General features: G+C 45.8%; 18 protein-coding genes, 6 tRNA genes and 2 other RNA genes. 16 read left to right on the forward strand and 10 right to left on the reverse strand.

Annotated elements, in window-relative coordinates:
- The first annotated feature begins 248 nt into the window (after positions 1–248).
- The 3 genes from GJU87_RS13215 to GJU87_RS13225 are packed head-to-tail and all read left to right on the forward strand — an operon-like array spanning position 249 to position 3,739.
- Entirely contained in the window at positions 249–1,202 is a 954-nt protein-coding gene (locus GJU87_RS13215) for a nitronate monooxygenase family protein (protein ID WP_153639963.1), read from the forward strand.
- A gap of 9 nt (positions 1,203–1,211) precedes the next feature.
- Positions 1,212–2,459: a pitrilysin family protein gene (locus tag GJU87_RS13220; protein ID WP_153639964.1), complete on the forward strand. Its 1,248-nt coding sequence runs from the start codon at positions 1,212–1,214 to the stop codon at positions 2,457–2,459.
- Positions 2,456–3,739, forward strand: coding sequence for a pitrilysin family protein (locus tag GJU87_RS13225; protein WP_153639965.1), 1,284 nt, complete (start codon positions 2,456–2,458; stop codon positions 3,737–3,739). Before GJU87_RS13220 ends, GJU87_RS13225 begins: the two co-directional genes overlap by 4 nt.
- A 374-nt stretch (positions 3,740–4,113) precedes the next feature.
- Here the strand turns inward: GJU87_RS13225 and GJU87_RS13230 are convergent, their stop codons facing one another.
- The 3 genes from GJU87_RS13230 to GJU87_RS13240 are packed head-to-tail and all read right to left on the reverse strand — an operon-like array spanning position 4,114 to position 5,955.
- Positions 4,114–4,410, reverse strand: a complete 297-nt coding sequence (locus GJU87_RS13230) for a hypothetical protein (RefSeq protein ID WP_153639966.1) — start codon at positions 4,408–4,410, stop codon at positions 4,114–4,116.
- Between the two features lie 3 nt (positions 4,411–4,413).
- On the reverse strand, positions 4,414–5,382 hold the full coding sequence (locus GJU87_RS13235; RefSeq protein ID WP_153639967.1) for a glycosyltransferase family 2 protein: 969 nt from the start codon (positions 5,380–5,382) through the stop codon (positions 4,414–4,416).
- Positions 5,383–5,403: 21 nt separating this feature from the next.
- Positions 5,404–5,955, reverse strand: coding sequence for a DUF4199 domain-containing protein (locus tag GJU87_RS13240; RefSeq protein WP_194831531.1), 552 nt, complete (start codon positions 5,953–5,955; stop codon positions 5,404–5,406).
- A gap of 199 nt (positions 5,956–6,154) precedes the next feature.
- Here GJU87_RS13240 and ffs point away from each other — a divergent pair.
- The 7 genes from ffs to GJU87_RS13275 all read left to right on the forward strand — a co-directional run bounded on the left by ffs (position 6,155) and on the right by GJU87_RS13275 (position 7,084).
- An RNA gene (gene ffs, locus GJU87_RS13245) (signal recognition particle sRNA small type) lies at positions 6,155–6,253 on the forward strand.
- A gap of 2 nt (positions 6,254–6,255) precedes the next feature.
- A tRNA-Thr gene (locus GJU87_RS13250) sits at positions 6,256–6,329 on the forward strand.
- A gap of 30 nt (positions 6,330–6,359) precedes the next feature.
- A tRNA-Tyr gene (locus GJU87_RS13255) sits at positions 6,360–6,442 on the forward strand.
- Between the two features lie 196 nt (positions 6,443–6,638).
- A tRNA-Tyr gene (locus tag GJU87_RS13260) sits at positions 6,639–6,724 on the forward strand.
- 86 nt (positions 6,725–6,810) lie between these two features.
- A tRNA-Gly gene (locus GJU87_RS13265) sits at positions 6,811–6,883 on the forward strand.
- 51 nt (positions 6,884–6,934) lie between these two features.
- Positions 6,935–7,007: transfer RNA gene (locus tag GJU87_RS13270), tRNA-Gly, on the forward strand.
- A 5-nt stretch (positions 7,008–7,012) separates the two neighbouring features.
- Positions 7,013–7,084, forward strand: a tRNA-Thr gene (locus GJU87_RS13275).
- 37 nt (positions 7,085–7,121) lie between these two features.
- Here the strand turns inward: GJU87_RS13275 and GJU87_RS13280 are convergent.
- Positions 7,122–7,700, reverse strand: a complete 579-nt coding sequence (locus GJU87_RS13280; RefSeq protein ID WP_153639969.1) for a hypothetical protein — start codon at positions 7,698–7,700, stop codon at positions 7,122–7,124.
- A gap of 19 nt (positions 7,701–7,719) precedes the next feature.
- Here GJU87_RS13280 and GJU87_RS13285 point away from each other — a divergent pair, with 19 nt between their 5' ends.
- A complete protein-coding gene (locus GJU87_RS13285) occupies positions 7,720–8,514 on the forward strand; it encodes an aminotransferase class IV (RefSeq protein WP_153639970.1) in 795 nt (264 codons plus the stop codon).
- Between the two features lie 67 nt (positions 8,515–8,581).
- Here GJU87_RS13285 and GJU87_RS13290 read toward each other — a convergent pair whose 3' ends face one another.
- Positions 8,582–9,238, reverse strand: a complete 657-nt coding sequence (locus GJU87_RS13290; protein WP_153639971.1) for a hypothetical protein — start codon at positions 9,236–9,238, stop codon at positions 8,582–8,584.
- A 284-nt stretch (positions 9,239–9,522) separates the two neighbouring features.
- A complete protein-coding gene (locus tag GJU87_RS13295) occupies positions 9,523–10,305 on the reverse strand; it encodes an NIPSNAP family protein (protein ID WP_153639972.1) in 783 nt (260 codons plus the stop codon).
- 172 nt (positions 10,306–10,477) lie between these two features.
- On the opposite strand from GJU87_RS13295, the gene GJU87_RS13300 reads away from it, so the two are divergent.
- Entirely contained in the window at positions 10,478–11,587 is a 1,110-nt protein-coding gene (locus tag GJU87_RS13300; RefSeq protein WP_228491987.1) for an acyltransferase family protein, read from the forward strand.
- Between the two features lie 55 nt (positions 11,588–11,642).
- Here the strand turns inward: GJU87_RS13300 and nifJ are convergent, their stop codons facing one another.
- A complete protein-coding gene (gene nifJ / locus GJU87_RS13305; RefSeq protein WP_153639973.1) occupies positions 11,643–15,191 on the reverse strand; it encodes a pyruvate:ferredoxin (flavodoxin) oxidoreductase in 3,549 nt (1,182 codons plus the stop codon).
- 65 nt (positions 15,192–15,256) lie between these two features.
- Positions 15,257–16,468: an AAA family ATPase gene (locus GJU87_RS13310; protein ID WP_228491988.1), complete on the reverse strand. Its 1,212-nt coding sequence runs from the start codon at positions 16,466–16,468 to the stop codon at positions 15,257–15,259.
- 444 nt (positions 16,469–16,912) lie between these two features.
- Between GJU87_RS13310 and GJU87_RS13315 the strand changes: the two genes are divergently transcribed.
- Entirely contained in the window at positions 16,913–17,650 is a 738-nt protein-coding gene (locus tag GJU87_RS13315) for a response regulator transcription factor (RefSeq protein WP_228491989.1), read from the forward strand.
- An 80-nt stretch (positions 17,651–17,730) separates the two neighbouring features.
- Here GJU87_RS13315 and rho read toward each other — a convergent pair whose 3' ends face one another.
- Positions 17,731–19,494, reverse strand: coding sequence for a transcription termination factor Rho (gene rho / locus GJU87_RS13320; protein ID WP_153639974.1), 1,764 nt, complete (start codon positions 19,492–19,494; stop codon positions 17,731–17,733).
- 455 nt (positions 19,495–19,949) lie between these two features.
- Between rho and GJU87_RS13325 the strand changes: the two genes are divergently transcribed.
- From GJU87_RS13325 to ssrA, 3 genes are all read left to right on the forward strand, one after another.
- Positions 19,950–20,819 carry an RNA polymerase sigma factor RpoD/SigA gene (locus tag GJU87_RS13325; RefSeq protein ID WP_106541784.1) on the forward strand — a complete coding sequence of 290 codons (870 nt, stop codon included), beginning with the start codon at positions 19,950–19,952 and terminating at the stop codon, positions 20,817–20,819.
- A 162-nt stretch (positions 20,820–20,981) separates the two neighbouring features.
- Positions 20,982–21,632: a ribulose-phosphate 3-epimerase gene (gene rpe, locus GJU87_RS13330; RefSeq protein ID WP_153639975.1), complete on the forward strand. Its 651-nt coding sequence runs from the start codon at positions 20,982–20,984 to the stop codon at positions 21,630–21,632.
- Positions 21,633–21,709: 77 nt separating this feature from the next.
- Positions 21,710–22,106: a transfer-messenger RNA gene (gene ssrA / locus GJU87_RS13335) on the forward strand.
- A gap of 54 nt (positions 22,107–22,160) precedes the next feature.
- Here the strand turns inward: ssrA and cfa are convergent.
- Positions 22,161–23,321 (reverse strand): cyclopropane fatty acyl phospholipid synthase, encoded by a 1,161-nt coding sequence (gene cfa, locus GJU87_RS13340; protein WP_153639976.1) that lies wholly within the window; start codon positions 23,319–23,321, stop codon positions 22,161–22,163.
- Positions 23,322–23,336: the final 15 nt, after the last annotated feature.

Here is a 23,336-nt window from a genome sequence, read left to right on the forward strand (position 1 = left end):
AACCGACTGACAATCACACCGGCGGATGAAAACTATCTGGAAACCTGAACCTTTCGACTTCCTTTTTCCGTTTTCAAACAGCCTTATTCAGATCCAATTTGGACAGATCAAGTTACGAAAACAAAAACTTTCATACCCAAAAAACGTTCGTATGGATTTACCGCTCACATTCTTTTTAAAACGTGTGGAGCATAACATTTAAAGGTGGCAGGATTAGACTATCTTTGCCATTTAAAGGCAACTGAATTATGGCAAAAAACAGAATATCAGAACTCTTTCAAATTGATTATCCCATCATACAGGCCGGAATGGTCTGGTGTTCCGGCTGGCGATTGGCCACAGCCGTCAGCAATCATGGCGGCCTCGGCATTATCGGAGCCGGCTCCATGCATCCCGAGACATTGGAAGAACATATCCGGAAAGCCCAAAAAGCGACGACAAAACCTTTCGCCGTGAATGTTCCTCTGCTTTATCCGGAAATGGATAAAGTCATGGACATTCTCGTTCGTGAAAACGTGAAAATTGTATTTACCTCGGCGGGAAACCCCAAAAAATGGACTCCCTTCCTGAAAGAACATGGCATGACGGTCGTTCATGTCGTGTCGTCGTCCAAATTTGCGCGCAAAGCGGAAGAAGCCGGGGTGGATGCAGTAGTTGCCGAAGGTTTCGAAGCCGGCGGTCACAACGGTCGCGATGAGACCACCACGCTGACGCTCATTCCGGCCGTGCGGCGGGCAACTCAACTTCCGTTGATTGCGGCCGGTGGAATTGGGACCGGCCCCGCCATGGTGGCTGCTATGGCGCTGGGTGCCGAGGGCGTTCAAATCGGTTCTCGTTTCGCTGTAGCGGAAGAATCTTCGGCCCATCAAATGTTTAAACAACGCGTGGTCGATGCTGTTGAAGGAGACACAAAGCTGATGCTGAAAAAGCTGGCACCGGTTCGGATGATGAAAAATCACTTCTTCGAGTTGGTTTCCGAGGCCGAAGAACGCTGCGACGATGCAGACGCGTTACGGGCGCTTCTGGGAAAAGGACGTTCCAAGAAGGGAATTTTCGAAGGTGATATGGAAGAGGGCGAGTTGGAAATTGGCCAGGTGTCTTCCATCATCGACAAGATTGAGCCGGTTTCGGCCATCATGGAAGAACTGATAACGGATTACCGGGAAACACTTTCCATGCTTCAGCAACATTCACCATTTTAAAATCCGAATATGATTTCATTCGAAAAACATACTCTCTCCAACGGCCTGAAGGTCATTGTTCACCAGGATAAGGTGACGCCGTTTGTTGCTGTGAACGTGGCCTACAATGTGGGCTCGAAACACGAATATCCCAACCGCACCGGTTTTGCGCACCTGTTCGAACACCTCACTTTCGGCGGAAGCCGGCACGTCCCCGATTTCGACACGCCGGTTCAGCAGGCCGGAGGCTCGAACAACGCTTTTACCACCGTCGACCTCACGAATTATTACATTACTCTCCCGGCACAAAACATCGAAACAGCGATGTGGATTGAGGCTGACCGGATGTTGGGCCCGGCTTTCAACGAGACCATTTTAAACCGGGAGAAGAAGGTAGTGATTGAAGAGTTCAACCAGCGTTATCTCAACCAGCCTTACGGCGATGTGTGGCATTTGATGCGCGACCTGGCTTACAAGGTCCATCCTTACCGTTGGCCCACCATTGGCAGCACACCCGACCATGTGGCCCAGGCTACACTGGAGGAAGTGAAGCAGTTCTTCTTCAACCACTATGCGCCCAATAATGCGGTGTTGGTATTGTCCGGCAACATTGAACCCGACAACGCTTTCGGGTTGGCCGAAAAGTGGTTCAGCGAAATTCCTTCGCGGGAATTAAAAAATCCTCCGCGGGAAGAAGAGCCGGCACAAACCGAAAACAGGGAGCTGACCGTGGAGCGGGACGTGCCGATGGATGCATTCTACATTGGTTACCACATGGGCTCGCGCCAGGCGGAAGACTTCTTTGCGGCCGATTTGCTTTCAGATATTCTCTCCAACGGAAAATCGTCACGTTTTCAGCAGAAGCTGGTGAAAGAGAAAAAGCTCTTCAACGAACTGGACGCTTTCCTTTCGGGAGAAAACGACCCCGGTCTTTTCACGATAGTGGGAAGAGTGAATCCGGGAATCGGTTTTGACGACGCGAAAAAAGCGGTGTTGGAAGAAATTCAGAAAACCGTACAGGAAAAACCGCTCGATTATGAGCTGGAGAAAGTAAAAAACAAAGTGGAGGCTCATATGCTTTACCACGAAATTGGGTATCTCGACAACGCCATGCAACTGGCCAACTACGAATTGTTGGGCGATGCGGATCAAATCAACGAGCAGGTGGAACATTACCGCAAAGTCACGCCGGACGATATTCAGCGGGTTGCCGAAAGAATCTTCCGGGAAGGAAATATGAATACCCTGAATTACTTATCGAAGAAAGAAGGAAAATGATAAAGCCCGATAGAAATCAGCAACCGGACATCTTTCCGGTAGACAAAATAAATTTTCTTCAACCCGAAGAGCACCGGCTGAGCAATGGTTCTCCGGTTTACTTGATGCATGGCGGCGGGCAGGAGATTGTGAAGTTCGACTTTTTGTTTCGCGCTGGCAGTTGGTACGACAAGCGCAAGCTCGACAGCGTTATGGCCGCCTCGATGCTGCACGAAGGAACTTCTTCGCGAACGGCATCGCAACTGGCCGAGACATTCGATTTTTACGGCGCACAATTCAATGCCAGTCCGTATTATGACAACAGCTACGTTTCGTTCCTCAGCCTAAAAAAGCATCTGCCAACGTTACTTCCGGTGGTGGCCGATATTCTTAGGGATTCGGTATTTCCGGAAAACGAATTTGAAATTCTGCGGCAAAAGCGAAAGCAAAAGGCGCTGGTCGATTCCAAGACCGTCGGCATTTCGGCGCAACGTAACTTTTTACGCCAGGTGATGGGCACGAACCATCCGTATGCGCCTATCAAATCGTACGACTATTACGACACGGTTACCCGCGAACATGCGCATGAGTTTTACCGGAATCACTACACTTCCGAACGCATGAGCATTATCGCGTCAGGACATGTCGATAACAAAACGATGGAACTGCTGGAACTATCGTTTGGAACGCCCTGGGGTGGAAAAACAGATTACGCACCCGACTCAAGCAAATTGCAGCTTCCCGATCCCGAAAAGATAGAAATTCATAAAAAGGGTGCTTCGCAAAACGCCATTGCCATTGGCCGGTTGATGCCCACACTGAATCATCCGGATTATCCGGCGCTAAAAGTGTTGGTCACGCTGCTGGGCGGTTTTTATGGTTCACGTTTGATGAAAAATCTTCGGGAAGACAAAGGATATACCTATTCGGTGCATTCGTCAGCCATTCCATTCCTCCAACAGGGCATATTCCTGACTTTCTCCGAGGTGGGAACCGAAGTTTCCGAGGATGCTGTTAGGCAGATTTATCATGAAATGGAGCGGTTGCAAAATGAGCTGGTTCCGGAAGATGAGCTGGAAATGGTACGCAGCTACATGATGGGACGCGTGCTTCGCGAATTCGACGGCCCGTTTGCCATGGCGCAAAGCTTCGAAACCATCTTTGAATTCGGGTTAACCTATGGCTATTACGAACGCCTTATCGAGACCATCCGGAATATCACCCCGGCTGAAATTCAACACCTGGCACAGCAATACCTGTCGCCCAAAGACATGACGCAGGTAATTGCCGGAAACGTATAGTACATCTTCCGGGATTTCACCTGGTAAATAATAAGAATACAAAGGGTAAGAACGAATGAATCGATTCTTACCCTTTGTTACAAAATACCCCAAGCCATTCATTTGTCCGTCAAACAGCCTCTTTCCTGACATTTTGTAAGTCTTTCCAGGACAACCTGGTGTCTTTCCAGCCAAATGGGCTCTTCTTCCAAGGTTAGAAGGAGTCTTTCCAGCTCCGGAACCTATTCTTCCAGCGAAAATGAGTACCATTCCAGAGATTGAGACAGTCTTTCCAGAGATTTTGGGTGCCCTTTTCGGGAAAACATATCACTTTGATATGAAAAATACTTCCTTTTGTGCATTTTGTTCGTCCTGCTAAGAAATTCCGGCTCCTGTTAGTACTTTTGCAGTCCTGCCATACTATTTGTCAATCCATTGGGGTATATGGGCCATCCTGCTGCCTTTTTGGTACTCCTGCTGGTCATTTGGCTGTCCATTGGGCTTCTTTTACCTTCCCGGCAGGTGAAATATCCGCTCTGGTCGGACGGGGACAACCTATCCGGAGACAGGAAGATCCATTTGCCTGACAGGACATGCCCTGCGACAGCAAGGACACCAAAAAGAGAAACAGGATTTTCAGCCGGAATAACCGCAACTGAAAATCCTGTTCCCGGAAGGATAATATGATTCAAAGATTATATTTCTTTTTCTCCCTTATCCGTTTTTGCTTCGATCAGATACACATTTCTTTCAGCAGCACTTCGGGAAATTAATTCACCTAAAAAGCCCGCCAAAAAGAGTTGTGTTCCCATTAGCATGAAGGAAAGTGCCAGGTAGAAATAGGGACTGTCCGTCACTTTTTCCGCATGAATGCCATTGGCCACGCAATACAACTTGTAGGCTCCCAACCACAACGAGGTGAGAAAACCAATGACAAACATGAACGTTCCGAGCGTTCCAAACAGGTGCATCGGCCGTTTTCCAAAGCGGGAAATAAAGTAGATCGACATCAAATCGAGGTAGCCGTAAATAAACCGGCTCAAACCGAATTTAGTCTTACCGTATTTCCGGGCCCGATGCTGAACGACCTTCTCTCCTATCTGTGTAAAACCGGCTTGCTTCGCGATGTAGGGAATGTACCGGTGCATTTCGCCGTATACCTCAATACTTTTTATCACCTGGTTACGGTAAGCTTTCAAACCACAGTTGAAGTCGTGCAGTTTTATGCCGGTAACTTTGCTGGCGGTAAAATTATATAACTTGCTCGGTAGTGTTTTGGAAATCGGATCGTAGCGCTTCTTCTTCCACCCCGAAACTAAATCATAGCCATCCTCAACAATCATCCGGTACAGTTCGGGAATTTCGTCGGGACTGTCCTGCAAATCGGCATCCATCGTAATCACCACGTCACCTCTCGCCTCTTCGAAGGCTGTATGCAATGCAGCCGACTTTCCATAGTTGCGACGAAAACGAACGCCACGGGCATGCTCGTCGTCCCGGGCTTGTTGCTCAATCCATTTCCACGAACCATCGTTGCTGCCATCGTCCACGTACACTACTTCAAACGAGAACCCATGCTCATTCATCACTCTCGTGATCCACGCGTGCAGTTCCGGCAGCGACTCTTCCTCATTAAATAAGGGTACTACAACCGATATATCCATCTGGTAAAACGCTCTTTCTTTCTAATTCTGTTCTTCCTCTTCCACTACTTCACCGAAAGGTTCTTCGGGATTTCGCTTAAAGAAAATTGCAAGAATCAAAGAAAAGATAAATCCGATTAAGGTCAAAGAAAAGACTTGTGAAACACCTAAAACGGCTGGTGTCATCATCTTCTTCGACATCTGCATGATGGTTTCAACCTGATCCTCGGACATTCCATGCTCCAAATAGGTTTGCTCAGTATAGATATACAGCTTATCAATCAACCCCGTATCGATAAATTTATACAGGATGAAGATGAAAAAACCCAACAGGATGGAGGCAAAAAATGTCTGCGCGGTTCCCAGTCCAAGCGCCCTTCCGTAAGGCATTCCTTCGGCTCCGGCTTTCTCGCGGAACAGGTACATTCCCCATGAAATGCCACCTAAAAGCAAAGCATAAGAGATATAGGAAGACACTTTGGAAAAAGGATTTCCACTGACGTAAAATATCACTTGTGTCAGGATAAGCGCAAGCCCCAGGTACAATCCGTAGGACATGGCGGGACCGAATACCGATTTACGTTGATTTTCCATGATCATGATTTTTCAATAAACATAAAACAAAGATACCCTTTTTCAACGAACAGGACAGCATTCAGAAAAAAGATGCATTAAAATTTTATGACAGATACCCGGCTGAAAATAAATTTCTTATTCTCTCAACCGAAAAAAAAAGCTTCCCAACTCCGCGTTTTTGTTTGGTGCGAATACTTTTTTTTCTACTTTTGCCGCCGGGTAAGTCCTACGCGACCAGCTCCTGCTGAATTCCCCCAGGGTCGGAAGGCAGCAAGGGTAGGCGGTTGTAGCGGTGCGACGTAGATCGCTTACCCACCTGCCGGATTAGCTCAGTTGGCCAGAGCACGTGATTTGTAATCTCGGGGTCGTCAGTTCGAATCTGACATCCGGCTCAGAAAGAAAAAGTTCTTTAAACGTTTGTTGGGGAGATACCAAAGTGGCCAACTGGGGCAGACTGTAAATCTGCTGGCTTATGCCTTCGTAGGTTCGAATCCTGCTCTCCCCACACAGGTGATGTTTCGAAGTCGACGACGTTGCATCATGCATGTGCATAGTGTAAGCCTATTTTCGAAGTGAAAGTAAGGCTTTTTTTTACGCCCGATTTGCGGCATTATGTTCTTAAATTTTTTGTCAGTAATATTTTATTTATTTGCTTTGCATTCCGCTAAAATTGCGGAGAAGCGAATAACTAAAACAGCAACGGGGAGATACCAAAGTGGCCAACTGGGGCAGACTGTAAATCTGCTGGCTTATGCCTTCGTAGGTTCGAATCCTGCTCTCCCCACCAGTTGTTTTTCCGGAAGTTGATAAAAGGAATTTTTCTCGACTGATTTACACCCGTCACAGGCTCCGAGCCTGGTAAAATATGTATCTGCGGGAGTAGCTCAGCTGATAGAGCATCAGCCTTCCAAGCTGAGGGTCGCGGGTTTGAATCCCGTCTCCCGCTCAAAATCTGCCAACAGAGCAGAAAGGGTAAATCATCCGGAAAACAACTTTTGCGGGAGTAGCTCAGCTGATAGAGCATCAGCCTTCCAAGCTGAGGGTCGCGGGTTTGAATCCCGTCTCCCGCTCAATTGCCGATGTAGCTCAGGGGTAGAGCGCTTCCTTGGTAAGGAAGAGGTCACGAGTTCAATTCTCGTCATCGGCTCATCGAAGCCTGGTCTATCCGACCGGGCTTTCTTCGTTTATATCGTCTGCATTAACCGCCCGATTCCCCGATCTTTGACCACGCGCTTCACCGGTGATAAACTAAGCAGGGACGAACGAATCTCATTTACGAATGAGACATTGAACCAGTTTTCCGGTTGATCAGCACCTTTTATTTTTACCGCAATTACGGTGCGTAGCGTAGAGCCACGTACACGGAACGTAAACTCACTGTATTTTGCCGGATGAAAGTGAATATACCTTTCCTCATTTCTTCCTTCCAGGAATATCCATTTCGATGCATCGGGAAGTTCTAAAAATCGGTACAGCTTTTCATTGTTCAACCATTCCCGGTAGGAGGACAAGGAAATTACCTCCTGCTCTTTCAGCATGGTTGAAGTGGTATCCAATATCTCATAGACTGATAATTCGCCAAAATAGATGTCGGTCATGGGAGCGCCTATTCCCGAAAGAATTTCCTGCAACTCGCCATCATCCGGTTTAAGGCTAATTGCCTCTGTGATGAAACGGCGTATGTAGCCGAGGTGATGCTTCAGGGGATTGAAAACAAACGGAGGTGCAACATCAAAATAATTATGTATTTTTAAAATTCCCATTTCAATAAATGTAAGCAATATGACGGAAATGCGCTCGGAGGAGCATCCCACGCCAGTCAACTATCCCGTGGAGCTTTATGAAGTAATCCGGGTTATCCGAAAAGTCCCGCTTTTCCTGGAAGAGCATTTGAACCGGCTTTACCAATCGGCCCGGCTGGCGGATGTACATCACCTGCCCGGTCCGGTGGCGCTGGAGGAAAAAGTTGTGTCGTTTTTGCGAAACAGCAAAGTAACGGAAGGGAACATCCGCCTGTCGTTGACTGTTCAATCGGAAGAGGATTCGCCGGAGCCTACATTAACCTTTATTCCACACCGTTATCCGAAAGAAAAAGAATATGAGGAAGGAGTCTGGCTGAGAACCTTGATGGCTCAGCGAGAATTGCCCAATGCGAAAATCTACCGGCCGGTTTTGCGTCAGCGAACCGATGAGATTATTGCCGAAGGAAAATATTATGAGGTGCTGTTGGTAAATCATGAAGGTTACATCACCGAAGGAAGTCGTTCCAATGTATTTTTCGTTAAAGGAAACCGATTGTACACACCTCCTATGCAACAAGTATTGCCCGGTATTACCCGGAAAGTCATTCTTCGGTTATGTATCGAAAATGACATCCTGATAAGTGAGGAACCAGTTAAAATCTCGGAACTGGATACATTCGACGCTGTTTTTATTTCCGGAACATCTGTTAAAGTTTTGCCCGTTTCCCGCATTGATGATCACCAGTTTGACCATGTGAATATGCTCGTGAGAAGAATTGCCCGCCTGTATGACGAGCAAATTACCTCTTATATCCGGAACAAAATTATGCCCTGATTTTACTGCATAAAAAAAGGTCCGCCCCCGATTGGAACGAACCTTATGATGGTTAAAAATTCAAGTGTTAATTCATTGCAACAGGAATACCCAGTATTTCGAGAGTTTGCGGCTCTCCTTCGAAAGCAATCCGGTTGATTTCGACGAACCGGTTGTACCAGTCCTCCAACTCACTGATTTTCTGCTCCAAATCAATCACCTCTTTTAGCTCGGATCCCTTTTGCTTTCGGTACTCCTTAAATACTTCGCGCATGATGTCAATCAAGTTGCGCGCCTGATTCAATTCACTTTCGGGCACATTTTCTTTCAGCAAAGCCTCCTTGATTGAGTCATTCTCGAGTAAGGCAACGTAGAAAATATCAGCCTGCGAAAGCCATTTCTGGTAATCAGGATGTTCCGGATACGTGCGCCGCCAAATTGCCTTTGCTGCTGCATTATCCATTTCCTGCACTAACCGACGATGCCGGTTGTAAAAATTCTCAAAATCGCTTTTAACTGTTTTAAATGATTCAAGTAACAATCGTTCTTTCCCGTCATAATTATCCGGCACTCGATTTAACCGAATAACCTCTTCCAGAAGATTACGTGCTGAATGCATCGCACCAAAATCATAACCGTAATTTGCTAAACGGGCCATAATTTCAGGTTCACTCAGAATACGGTAAATAGAATTCTCAATTCTGGCCAGTGTTGTAGCCATTCTTTTGTCTCGGTTTGTAATCATAATGGGAAGTTTTATGGGGTGGATATTTAAACTTCTGTTGCTTTCAAGTTACGCAATATATCATACGTAATACATCATTCTGTTAAGCACTTAACAATTGTTTCAATTTTTTTACATCCGATGGGCATTACTACCACCCGGTTTGTCAGCATACCCTTTTCAGCCGAATCTTAACTCAATTTTTGTTGGTCTTTATTGTTACTGAAACCGAAAAAAAAGGATACAAAAAAGAGGAAGTTTTTGTACTTCCTCTCTGTATTTTAACATTTGAAAAAACCGTATTTCTATATCTGGGAATAATTCAGCCTTTCATAATATCGATTAGCAACGTACGAAACACTGTTGGCATATTCAGGTTTGTCTTTCATTGCTTTCCATTTTTCACTTTCATCAAACTCTTTCCACAACCTGTCGCGCTCATTCATATCGTTAAAACTGAGCATATAGGTTAACGACGGCATGGTGTCGCCGGCCAGCACTTTCCCGAAAAACAACGGCGAAAGTCCCACCTCATCGAACAATGCCAGTTCTTCACGGTTAAACATCTCTATCTTCCTTTTCGAGGCATCTTCGCTGTAACTTTGATAATTGCGCAATTCAAAAACTTTCGGTTCTCCGGAAGGAATTTTCATTTCCGGAAAACCGGAAATAGCTTCCAGTAAGTAGGTTGTATAACGGGTGTAAACAGAATCATCGACAGAAAGAGCATTGTACTTCTTCGATGCATTCCGGTAGATCTTATTTTCAGCCAACTCTTCTTTTACCTTGAAAAAGTCTCTTCCGGATTCGTAAGGAATTAGCAACAGCATCCGCCCGGGATACCTCGCTTTCATCTCCCTGAAAACACCTACCGGCTTGGAACCGGCCCGGTTTAGCGCTGGAATCAGTGCATACCTGAAATATTGATCGAGAAACTCCTGCCTATTGAGACGAACCAGTTCGTACTCCCGTAATTCGTAAAACTGTCTATGCGACGGAGAAGTCCTTTCTCCCGCAAAAACGCTTGTCGAAAGAGCTGTGCCTGCGGCTCCCAACAAGGCAGATCGAAAAAAGTTACGACGCTTCATGTTGGTTTCGTTAGGTTGGTTATTAATAAGATCAATTTACGCAGTTTGTCGAAGGTTCGCAACTTTGCCTCTTTTTTCAGACTTTTCACTTTTTGAAAATGAGAGTTTTATCTATCTTCAGGAAGGCTTTGCCTACCGGAAAACCGAAAACTGACTAACTAACCATATTGCCATGAATCGACAAACAGCTACTACGCTGAAGACCGATCGCATTTTTGCTATCGACTTTTTTCGCGGAATCACCATGTTCCTGCTTATCGGCGAATCCACTCATCTGTATCATTATCTGATTGCCCCATCCCTGGACGGAACGATTATTTCGGCTATTGGTACACAATTGCACCATCATCCGTGGAATGGTTTACGTTTTTGGGATTTAATTCAGCCCTTCTTCATGTTTATCGTCGGTGTTTCCATGCCATTCTCTTTCGGAAAACGATGGCAAAGCGGCGACAGCTGGAACCTCACTTTCCGGCACGCACTGAAACGTTCATTCCTTCTGCTCTTTTTCGGTTGGGCCTTGTACTGCATTGGGCCCGGGAAACTGACTTTTGAGCTCTGGAATGTGTTGGCACAGCTATCGTTCACTTATCTCGTAGCATTCCTGTTGATGCGAAAATCGATTCCAACGCAAATCATCGTCACGTTTCTCCTTTTAATCGGATCGGAATTGCTGTACCGATTGTTTTGGATACCCGGATTCAATCAACCTTTTACACCTGACCATAATTTCGGTTCATGGGTGGATTTACAGCTGATGGGGAAACTTTCTGGCGGTCATTGGGTGGCGTTCAATGCTGTTCCGACCACTGCACACACGATGTGGGGAGTTTTGGCCGGTCTGGTTCTGAAAAGTGACCGAAGTAACCGTAGCAAGATCGAAATACTACTGATGGCCGGTCTGCTTGGAGCTGTCATTGGCTACGCACTTAACCCGGTCACGCCCATTATTAAGCGAATTTGTACCAGTTCCTTTGTGCTCGTGAGCGGAGGTTGGAGTTTCATCGCGTTGGCACTTTCTTTCTGGATGATCGATGTACTCGGTTATAAAAAAGTGCCAGCCTTCTTTGCCATTGTGGGAATGAACCCACTGTTTATCTATTTGCTGACTAATACCGGCGGTTCCCAATGGCTCTGGGGAATTGTCAAACCTTTCAGCTCCGGGATTTTTAGCTGGACAGGAAAAATCCCAACAGAAATCATCACTGCTTCCATCGTTTGGTTCCTGCTTTGGTATATCTGCTATTTCTTATACAGCAAGAAGATTTTCATTCGAATTTAAAAGCATAAAAAAAAGCCACCCGAAGGTGGCTTTTCAATTTATTCAGAGCTTCTGATTATTTTTCTTCCAGAGCCCAATCCATAGCAGCCATGCGCTGATATGAACGGTAGCGCCATTTGGCATTCTCCTCTGCAGCTTTGAAGAGCTCATCAGCTTCAGCCGGGAACGATTTCTTCAAGGCAGTATAACGAACCTCACCATTCAGGAATTCCTGGAACTGACTCCAATCCGGTTCTTTCGAATCGAGCTGGAACGGATTTTTGCCTTCTTCTTCCAACAGCGGGTTGAAACGGTATAGCGACCAGTATCCGCTTTCAACGGCACGTTTTTCTTCATTCTGCGACTGTCCCATTGAATTGCGGAGTCCGTGTGCAATACAAGGCGCGTAAGCAATAATCAGTGACGGGCCCGGATAAGCTTCTGCTTCACGCAGCGCTTTCAGGTATTGCGACTGGCTGGCTCCCATAGCAACCTGAGCAACGTAAACATAACCGTAACTCATGGCCATTGCTCCGAGGTCTTTTTTCCGGATTTTCTTACCGGAAGCGGCAAATTTAGCTACAGCGCCAACCGGAGTCGATTTGGAAGCCTGTCCACCGGTGTTCGAGTAAACCTCGGTATCGAGTACCAATACGTTTACATCTTCGCCGGAAGCCAATACATGGTCCAAACCTCCGTAACCGATATCATATGCCCATCCGTCGCCACCGAAGATCCACATCGATTTCTTAACGAGATACTGCTTCAGCGATTCGATTTCTTTCGCGTAAGCGGCATCTTTTCCTTTGATGGCATCCAATACTTTCGCGGTAGCTGCTTCTGATTTCTCAGCGTTAGCCATACCTTCCAACCATTCGGTGAAGGCTTCACGTTCAGCATCGTCAATACCATTATTAAGTGCTTTGCTCATGACATTGGCCAGACGCTCACGCTGTGCGTTTACACCTTCAGCCATACCGAAACCATACTCGGCATTGTCTTCGAACAGTGAGTTTGCCCATGCAGGTCCGTGTCCACTCTCGTTGTTGGAGCAGTAAGGAGTTGCCGGAGCTGAACCACCGTAGATAGAAGAACATCCGGTAGCATTGGCAATCATCATGCGCTCGCCAAAGAGCTGAGTGGTGAGTTTTACGTAAGGAGTTTCACCACAACCGGCACAAGCACCAGAGAATTCGAAGAGCGGTTGAGCGAACTGTGAATTCTTAACGGTTTTGTTTTTATCAACCAGCTTGTCCTTGTACGATACGTTGCCGGCAAAGTAATCCCAACGCTCTACTTCCGGCTCCTGAGTTCCCAGCGGTTTCATCACCAGTGCTTTCTCCTTGGAAGGACAAACATCGGCACAGTTACCACAACCGGTACAATCGAGCGGTGCAACCTGGATGCGGAACTGCAGACCGGCAAATTGCTTACCGTTGGCTTTGATGGTTTCCGTTCCTTCCGGTACGCCAACCATTTCTTCCTCATTTACCAGGAATGGACGAATGGCAGCGTGAGGACAAACATAGGCACACTGGTTACACTGAATACAGTTTTCAGCTTGCCATTCCGGTACGTCAACAGCGATTCCACGTTTCTCGAAAGCGGTTGTTCCGGCCGGGAACGTACCATCTTCGATGCCTTTGAAGGTAGAAACCGGCAAGTCGTCACCTTTCTGTGCGTTGATAACGTCCACCACATTTTTGATGAAGTCGGGACGGTTACCGTTGGTAGCTTCACCGTTTGTACCCAGTTTGGCCCAATCAGCAGGAACTTCGATTTTCTGCACGTTTTTACCACCGGCATCAACGGCTGCAAAGTTCATGTTGACAATGGTTTCACCTTTCATACCATACGATTTTACAATCGCTTTCTTCATCTCATCAACAGCCATTTCGTAAGGAATGACTTCGGTGATTTTGAAGAACGCCGACTGCATGATGGTGTTGGTGCGGTTACCCAGACCAATCTCAGTAGCCAGCTTGGTACCATTGATGATGTAGAAGTTGATATCGTTTTCGGCCAGGTAACGCTTCATATTATCCGGCAAACGCTTTTTAGTCTCTTCTTCATCCCAGATGGTGTTCAGCAGGAAGGAACCGCCTTTTTTCAAACCTTTCAGTACATCGTACTGAGTAAGGTAAGCCGGTACGTGACAAGCTACGAAGTCAGGAGTTGTAATCAGGTAAGTCGAGCGAATCGGTTCGTCACCGAAACGAAGGTGTGATGCAGTAAAACCACCTGATTTTTTCGAATCGTAAGCAAAATATGCCTGACAATATTTGTCGGTTGCACCACCAATAATCTTGATGGAGTTTTTGTTGGCACCAACCGTACCATCCGATCCCAGACCATAGAATTTAGCTTCGTACAATCCTTCGGGTGATACTTTTACTTCAGGCAGTAACGGCAACGACTTGAAAGTCACGTCGTCTTCGATACCTACGGTAAATTGATTTTTTGGTTCTGGCAATTCCAGGTTGTTGTAAACCGAAATAACCTGTGCAGGAGTAGTATCTTTTGAACCCAAACCGTAACGACCACCAACAACCATCGGAGCATCCTTCTGTCCGTAGAAAATTTCACGAACGTCGAGATACAATGGTTCACCGTTGGCTCCCGGTTCTTTGGTACGGTCGAGTACAGCAATACGCTTAACTGACTTCGGCATTACATTGAGCAGATATTTAGCTGAGAACGGACGATACAGGTGTACGGTCACCAAACCTACTTTCTTGCCTTGAGCAGCTAAATAATCGATAGTTTCGCGAATGGTTTCGGTAACCGAACCCATGGCGATGATAATATTTTCAGCATCAGCTGCACCGTAGTAAGTGAATGGATGATATTCACGACCGGTAATTTTGCTGATCTCTTTCATGTAGTTCTCAACGATATCCGGAACGTCATCGTAGAAAACGTTAGAAGCTTCTTTAGCCTGGAAGAAGATATCAGGATTCTGTGCAGTACCACGGGTTACAGGATGTTCCGGATTCAAAGCGCGATCGCGAAATTCCTGCAATGCTTCCATGTCAACCAGCGGTGCCATATCTTCATTTGCCAGTACTTCTATTTTCTGTATCTCGTGAGAAGTACGGAAACCATCAAAGAAGTGAATGAAAGGTACGCGGCTTTTAATGGTCGAAAGGTGTGCGATACCAGCCAAATCCATCGATTCCTGAACAGACCCCGAAGCCAGCATAGCGAAACCAGTTTGACGGGCTGCATATACGTCACTGTGATCGCCAAAGATTGACAAAGCGTGAGTTGCCAAAGCACGGGCACTTACGTGAAACACGGTGGGTAAAAGCTCACCCGCAATTTTGTACATATTGGGGATCATCAGCAACAGACCCTGCGATGCAGTATAAGTTGACGTTAATGCACCCGACTGCAATGATCCGTGAACAGCACCGGCAGCTCCACCTTCACTCTGCATCTCTGCCAGACGTACCGGTTGTCCGAAAATGTTTTCACGGCCTTTAGCCGCCCATTCATCTACACTTTCCGCCATGGGAGATGACGGCGTAATGGGATAAATACAAGCCACTTCGCTAAACATATAGCTGACGTGTGAAGCAGCGTAGTTACCATCACAGGTTATGAACTTCTTTTTGTTTGCCATTTGATTTTGACTTTAATAGTATAATAATCGTTTGTCGTATAATTAGTTGAATCGTAAATCCTTTTTCAATATAAAAAACCGAATAACCATAGTGGAATAATATTGCCGTCTCCTATTTCAATCATGTCGGCGGCACCGTATTGCCCATGTTTTTCCGGCTGCGTATATTTTCCTCCAACCCAGAAATCGTACTTTCCGTTGACACGGAAATCGGCTTCAGCGGTCGAGGTTAGTTTATGCTGGTATCCAACCTGATTGTAGAAAAATGTCTGCCTAAGGTTACGATTGTTGATGTTCTCGGGAGCAATGGCATGCAGCAGGTTGGTATTGTGTAGGTATACCAAATCGGGTTTCTTCAGCTGACCGTTGTTACCATTGGGAAAAAGCAGGTTGATAAGCCGTGCATTTTTCAGGTAACGGAGGTAATTCAGAACGGTTGCCCGTGATGTTTCCACTTCGGAGCTCAATTTACTCACATTTGGCGCCAAAGGCATCTGAGCACTGATGATCTGCAACAGCTTTCGCAGCTTTGGCAGATATTTCAGCTCGATTTGGTTGAGATATGTAACGTCGATCTCCAGAGCCAGGTTCACGTGTTTCAACAGATTTTCCGTATAAAAAACCTGGTTATTGATAAAGTACGGATAATAACCGAACTTCAGGTAATCCGGAAAATAAGCTAAAGGCCTCACTGAACTGATGATATTGCGGGCAATTTCCTCGTGGCGGTTGATAATATCATCCAGGGTAACTTTCGTGAAATTTTTCCCTGTACGGTAATTCAAATACTCACGAAACGAAAGGCCTTCGAGGTGATAAACATGGGCAATATCTTTTAAAGCTTCGTTACCTTCTATTACCCTAAGAACCGGTGAACCGCTGAAAATGACTTTCAACCCGGGCAATTCATCGTAACACTGCCTCAACTCTGTTGCCCATTCCGGGTACTTATGCACCTGATCGAGAATCAACACTTTCCCACCCCGCTTGTAAAATTCGTCGGCAAATGAAAAGATACGGCGACGGGTGAAATAGAAATGATTCATGTTGACATACAGACAACTCTTGTCTTCGCCAAAATAATCTCTTACATACTGCAGCAGAAAGGTGGTCTTCCCCACTCCTCTGAATCCTTTAATACCAATCAGGCGATGTTCCCAATCAATATCCTTGACCAGCTCCCGGTGAATCAAATCATTTGACTCACGGACTAAATAGCGATGTGTGTTAAGAAAGTATTCCACCTTGAGTAAAGTATTTTCAACAAAAATAAACATTCACATCGCCATTTTGCTATCTGCAGATTACAATTTAACCTTTCAGATGCAATTTATATCTGGTAAAAATAAATACAACATTTCTTCATATCTGAAAATTTTGATATTCAACAAGGTATAATTTTGTATTTCATCTATCTCACTATTCTCTCCACACATTCGCTATTGTCTAAAATCGAACACGTTACACCTACCACTCTGATTTGTAATACAAATGATACATCTTTTTATCCTCAATGAAACAACATCATACTATTCTTGCTAACGGAAACTAACCGCACCGGTGGAAGATTCTAAAACGGAAATTGCCTCAGGGAAACAAACCTTCCGAAAAGACGCTCTTTAACTTATTGAGTGTCGTGTGATTTTACAGGTCAATGCGGTATAGCTAAAACAATCCCAGTTTCGAACAGCCCGGTTTCGGGTACCAATGACATTCGATGTATGAAAACAACAACAATTGAGCACCCCATATCAATGAGACCTGACCTGATAAGAGCCAGCCACATATTAGTCGTCGATGATGAACCCGATCTGTGTGAAATTCTCCAGTTCAACCTGGAAAGCGAAGGTTTTAACGTGGATACGGCTTTCTCAGCAGAAGAGGCACTGGAACTCCCAATCGAAAAATATGACCTGATTTTACTGGACGTGATGATGGGCGAAATTTCAGGTTTTAAGCTGGCCAACATACTGAGAAAGGATGAAAGACTAAAGTATATTCCCGTTATTTTTGTTACTGCCAAAACCACTGAAAACGATACTCTGACCGGATTTAATCTTGGAGCTGAAGATTACATTTCCAAACCGTTTTCTGTAAAGGAAGTCATCGCACGTGTAAAAGTAGCACTCAGGCATGTAAAGGACCAACGTGAAAAAAAAACTTCCGTTATCAGCATCAGTAATCTGAACATATTTCCGGAAGAAAAAAAATTGGTCATCAATGGCCACACCATCAACCTGACCAAAAAAGAGTTTGAAATTTTACTGCTGCTTTGCAAACATCCCGGAAAAGTTTTCACCCGGGAAGAAATACTAACCCAAATTTGGGAGCAGGAATCTTATATACTGGATCGAACTGTCGATGTTAATATTACCCGCCTGCGGAAAAAAATTGGAAGCGATAGCAAAAAGATTGTAACCCGTCAGGGATACGGTTATTGTTTTGAACCTGACCGTTAAAAACGGAAGCACATACAGCGAAAAGAAAAAGGCGAATTCAACATCTGAATCCGCCTTTTTTATATCTGAAAAATCTTCGATTAGTTATCGTTCATCGACACCAGGAATTCTTCATTAGTCGATGTCTTCTGAAGACGATCTTTGAGGAATTGCATTGCCTCAACGGAGTTCATATCGGTAAGGTAATTCCGCAGAATCCAAATTTTATCCAGTGCATATTTGTCAAGCAGCAAATCTTCGCGACGTGTGCTGGACGCAGTAATATCCACTGCAGGGAAAATGCGACGGTTCGATAGTTTCCGGTCGAGCTGAAGCTCCATGTTACCAGTTCCCTTGAACTCCTCGAAAATCACATCGTCCATCTTCGATCCCGTTTCGGTAAGCGCAGTTGCCAGAATCGTCAGCGAACCACCTTCTTCAATATTACGGGCTGCACCAAAGAAACGCTTCGGCTTGTGCAGTGCATTGGCATCAACACCACCCGACAATACTTTACCGGATGCCGGTGCTACCGTGTTGTAAGCACGCGCCAGACGGGTTATCGAGTCAAGCAGAATCACCACGTCGTGGCCACATTCCACCATTCTCTTTGCTTTTTCGAGTACCATATTGGCTACACGCACATGGCGTTCAGCCGGCTCATCGAATGTCGATGAAATCACCTCGGCATTTACACTACGGGCCATATCGGTTACCTCTTCCGGACGCTCATCAATCAGCAAAACAATCATGTAAACTTCCGGGTGATTACCGGCAATCGCGTTGGCAATCTCTTTCAGTAATACGGTTTTACCGGTTTTCGGCTGAGCTACAATCAAACCGCGCTGTCCCTTACCAATGGGTGAGAACATATCTACTACCCGGCTCGACAGACTTGAATAACCTTTTCCGGTAATGTTGAATTTTTCATCCGGGAAAAGCGGCGTCAGGTGATCAAACGGAACCCGGTCACGAATATACTCGGGGCTACGGCCATTGATCTCAACCACTTTAATCAGCGGAAAATATTTTTCTCCCTCTTTCGGAGGACGAATCGCTCCCGTCACATTGTCTCCGGTTTTCAAACCGAATAGTTTGATCTGCGACTGGGAAACGTAAATATCGTCTGGTGAATTCAGGTAGTTATAGTCTGAAGAACGAAGGAAGCCGTATCCATCCTGCATAATTTCGAGTACGCCTGAAGCTTGAATAATTCCGTCGAACTCAAATGTTTTCTCGTTGTCACGCTGGCGTCCTTGCTGGTTTTGGTTGTTACGATGTTGTGCAGGCGCCTGGTGTTGTTGTTGCTGTCCCTGATGCTGATATTTTGGCTGTCTGCCTTGATCACGGTCACCACGATCCCTGCGGGAATCATCTCTTCGTGAATCGTCTCTGCGAGAGTCATCTCTGCGTCCTCTGGGAGAATCTGATGGTCCCGAAAAACGATTGTCCTGCGGTCTCGGACTTTCAGTCTGTCTTTTATCCGTCGGAGCTCCATTTTCCTGATCTTTGCTTACCCTTGGGCGACGCGAACGACGACGGTCATTTTTATCGTCATTTGATTTTGAACGTGATCCTTCTGTAGCCGCAGGCGCAGCTTTCTTAACCGGAGGAGTAGTTTCAACCGGTTTTTCTACAGGTGTAACTTTTTTCTCTGCTTCGACCTTATCTGTCTTGGGACTCTTTTTTGGGGCGGGTTTCTTTTCAGCCTTCTTGCCTTCTGAAGCAATGATGGCCTGTGTATCCAGTATTTTGTAGATAAGGTCTTGCTTCTTAAATGACTCAACTCTTTTAATTTTCAACTCCTTAGCAATATCCCGCAACTCGGGAACCAGTTTCTTGCTAAGCTCAAGAATGTCGTACATGTTATTATGATTTAACTTAACATAAAGCCCTGATTTCCCACTGAGTATAGATTTTGGGAAAGTGGCACATTAAAATTTCCTTATTGATTTATTGGAAGAAGAAAAAGGGACTTGTTTAGTAAAACGAATATCGAATTTTCTGCAATTATAAGTAAATGCTTTAAATTCACAAAGGTTCACGCAGTTTTTTTCAATTATGCGCTATTATTCATCCATTTAAAAAAGTTTACTTCTTCGCACATGCTCTTAAACAGCAAAACAGGAAGCCAACGATTACGTTATAAGTTAAGAAATAAATTACAATATGAATGACAATCTTTGATGAAAATCATTTTTTTGTATAAATTCACGTTCAATAACTTTAAACATCAACCATTATAACCCTTAGGCTTAATTGCCGTATATTCTAAAAAAACCAAAACTGAAATTGTTTCGTCAAAGTCTTACATTCACCTATGAGGCAGCTAAAAATAACAAAACAAGTAACCAACCGCGAAGCGTTATCGCTCGATAAGTACCTCCACGAGATAGGCAAGGTAGAATTACTAACAGCCGAAGAAGAAGTAACCCTGGCTAAACGTATCAAAAAAGGTGACCGAAAAGCACTGGAAAGACTCGTGAATGCCAACCTCCGATTCGTCGTTTCAGTATCTAAACAATACCAAAATCAGGGACTAAGCCTCCCCGATTTAATTAACGAAGGAAACCTCGGACTCATCAAAGCTGCACAACGTTTTGATGAAACCAGGGGATTTAAATTCATCTCCTATGCCGTTTGGTGGATACGCCAATCTATCCTTCAGGCATTAGCCGAACAGTCGCGAATTGTGCGCCTGCCGCTGAACAAGATCGGTTCGATTAACAAGATTAACAAAACATTTGCTCAGCTCGAGCAAGAGTTTCAACGTGAACCATCGCCCGAAGAAGTAGCTAAAATTCTCGATTTACATCCCAAAGTTGTGGAAGATTCCATGAATGCCAGCAGCCATCATGTATCGATGGACGCTCCGCTGAAAGAGGATGAAGATACCGGCAATAATCTTTACGACATCATGTTCAGCCAGGACTCACCAAGTCCGGACAACAAGCTTGTCAGCGAATCGCTGCGCGAAGAGATTGAGCGTTCGCTGGCGACATTGGGTGAACGCGAAGCAGAGGTGCTCCGTTACTATTTTGGCTTGAACGGATACCGTCCGCACACGCTGGAAGAGATTGGACAGGAGTTCGATTTAACACGTGAGCGGGTAAGGCAAATCAAGGAAAAAGCCATTAAGAAATTGAAGAATCAGTACCGAAACCGGTTACTGAAATCCTATCTGGGGTAACCCGAAAATATGTTGAAAGCCGGTACTTACCGGCTTTTTTATTTCCCTGCAGATTTCAACTATATTTGTGATGCTTCCGAATTGCTCGTTGGCTCTTCAACGTCAGCGAACAATCGTGCAAAAAAACCGTTAGCTACCATAGAAATTATCATTGAAAACTACATGGAAAAACTGATAGCACCTTCCATTTTGGCTTCCGATTTCACCCGTCTGGGAAAAGAAATTGAAATGTTGAACCAAAGCGACGCCGACTACATTCATTGCGATGTAATGGATGGTGTTTTTGTGCCCAATATCTCTTTCGGAATTCCCGTTATCGGGCAGGTTAACCAAATTGCCCAAAAGCCTCTGGATGTTCACTTGATGATTGTCGACCCTGACCGGTACATCAGCGCATTTAAAAAAGCAGGCGCCGATATCCTTACGGTTCATTACGAAGCGTGCACACACCTGCACCGGACCGTTCAGGCCATTAAGAACGAAGGAATGCGGGCCAGTGTTTGCCTGAATCCGCACACGCCGGTTCATTTGTTGGAAGACATTGTCCACGAACTCGACATGGTTCTGTTGATGTCGGTAAATCCGGGGTTCGGTGGACAAAAATTCATTGAACACACCTACCATAAAGTGGCGGAACTGCGGCAACTGATCGAAAAAAGGAACGCCGATACGTTGATTGAAGTAGACGGTGGAGTGAACTACGAAACCGGTAAGAAGCTATTCGAAGCAGGTGCCAACGTATTGGTGGCCGGAAGCTTTGTTTTTGGTTCCGACAATCCGGCGGAAACCATTCACAACCTGAAAAAATTATAGGCCGGATTTCCTTTTTCTTTTCACGCGAACAAGGTTGACATCTGTGTAATATTTTGTAATTTTGTGTCCCGCATCTCGGGGCTGACTGGTTTTGACAGCGGGATGAAGAGGTGCGTAAGCATGCCGAGCATTGGAGGTTGGCTCGTAAATATCAATTTCCACACTCTTAATTGGCGAAAACAATTACGCTCTCGCAGCCTAATCGAAGCATAGTAGATAGGCATTTTCCGGCATAAGATGCCGGAACGAGACATCTCCCGGGTGCTAAAGTCCTGAGGCGGCCCGAACCGGAGGTGCAGAAAAATCGGGAATAGTGGGTGGCTCGCTCCGCGCTACCTGCGAAATTAAAGGAGCTAAGGTGCCGGTTGGTGGCTTTGATCCTGCCGACACTCGAAAATCAAGTCAAAGCTAAGCATGTAGAAAGCGTATTGCTTCCTCGTTTGGACCGGGGTTCGATTCCCCGCAGCTCCACGAACAATTAACCGGGTATCCCGATTGGGGTACCTCTTTTTTTGCCCTGTTTTTCGATTATCTTATTTTCTGTTCCAGCTCCATTTCCGATTTTCCCCGGTAACGGGGAGCCACATATCCGCCTTTGATGCCTTCCGGCGAAAGGACTACCTGCCACAGCTGGTTACTGCGAGCCCGAAAAGCTCCGGCACACATTAACAGGTAGTAGCGCCACATCCGGTAAAAACGTTCATCGTAATGTTCTTTTAACAGCGGCCAGCCTTTTTCAAAATTGTGATACCACGCCAGCAAGGTTTTATCGTAATCGACTCCGAAATTGTGCCAGTCCTCCATCACAAACAGATCTTCTGCTGACGCAGTTATTTGCCTGGGTGATGGCAACATGGAATTCGGGAAAATATATTTGGCAATCCAGGGATCGTTCCGGGTTACCGAGCTGTTTCCGCCAATGGTGTGCAACAGGAACAATCCCTCCGGCTTGAGCAGTTCCCGCACCTTTTTCATGTAAGTCCGGTAATTCTTGTAGCCCACATGTTCGAACATCCCGATAGAAAAAATCCGATCGAATTTTTCATTCATATCGCGGTAATCCTGTAGCCGGATGTCCACCGGCAAGCCGCGACAATATTCCCGGGCAAAATTGGCCTGCTGTTCTGAAACCGTGATTCCGACCACCTCAACACTATACCGTTCGGCAGCAAAACGGGCGGCACCTCCCCAACCGCAACCGATGTCCAGCACCTTCATGCCCGGTTTCAATTGCAGCTTCCGGCAAACCAAATCGAGTTTGGCTTCCTGGGCCTCATCCACCGACGAAGCATCGGCCCAATAGCCACAACTGTATATCATGCGCTCATCCAACATGATTCGGAACAGATCGTTCCCCGTATCGTAGTGACGCTTGCCAATCTGAAAGGCCCGCGAAGGCTTTTGCAAATTGAATATCCGTGCCACCAGGGCATCCCACCACCAGTCCCGTGCTTTGATTTTCTCATCGAGGCGGGCACGTAACAACCGTTCAAACAGTTCGCCCAATGCTTCACAGTCCCACCAACCGTCCATATAAGCCTCACCGGCTGCGAGCGAACCACCAGCCAAAATCCGGCGGTACAAACGCTCATCATGTACCTGCATATCCCACCTGCGACTGCCGTTTAACTTCACATCAGCCGTTTGCAATAATTCATTTAACTTTTCCTGAAATCCTCTCCTTGCCATAGGCGTTCTCCATCT

The organism is Prolixibacter sp. NT017, from assembly GCF_009617875.1.
Classification (GTDB): Bacteria; Bacteroidota; Bacteroidia; order Bacteroidales; family Prolixibacteraceae; genus Prolixibacter.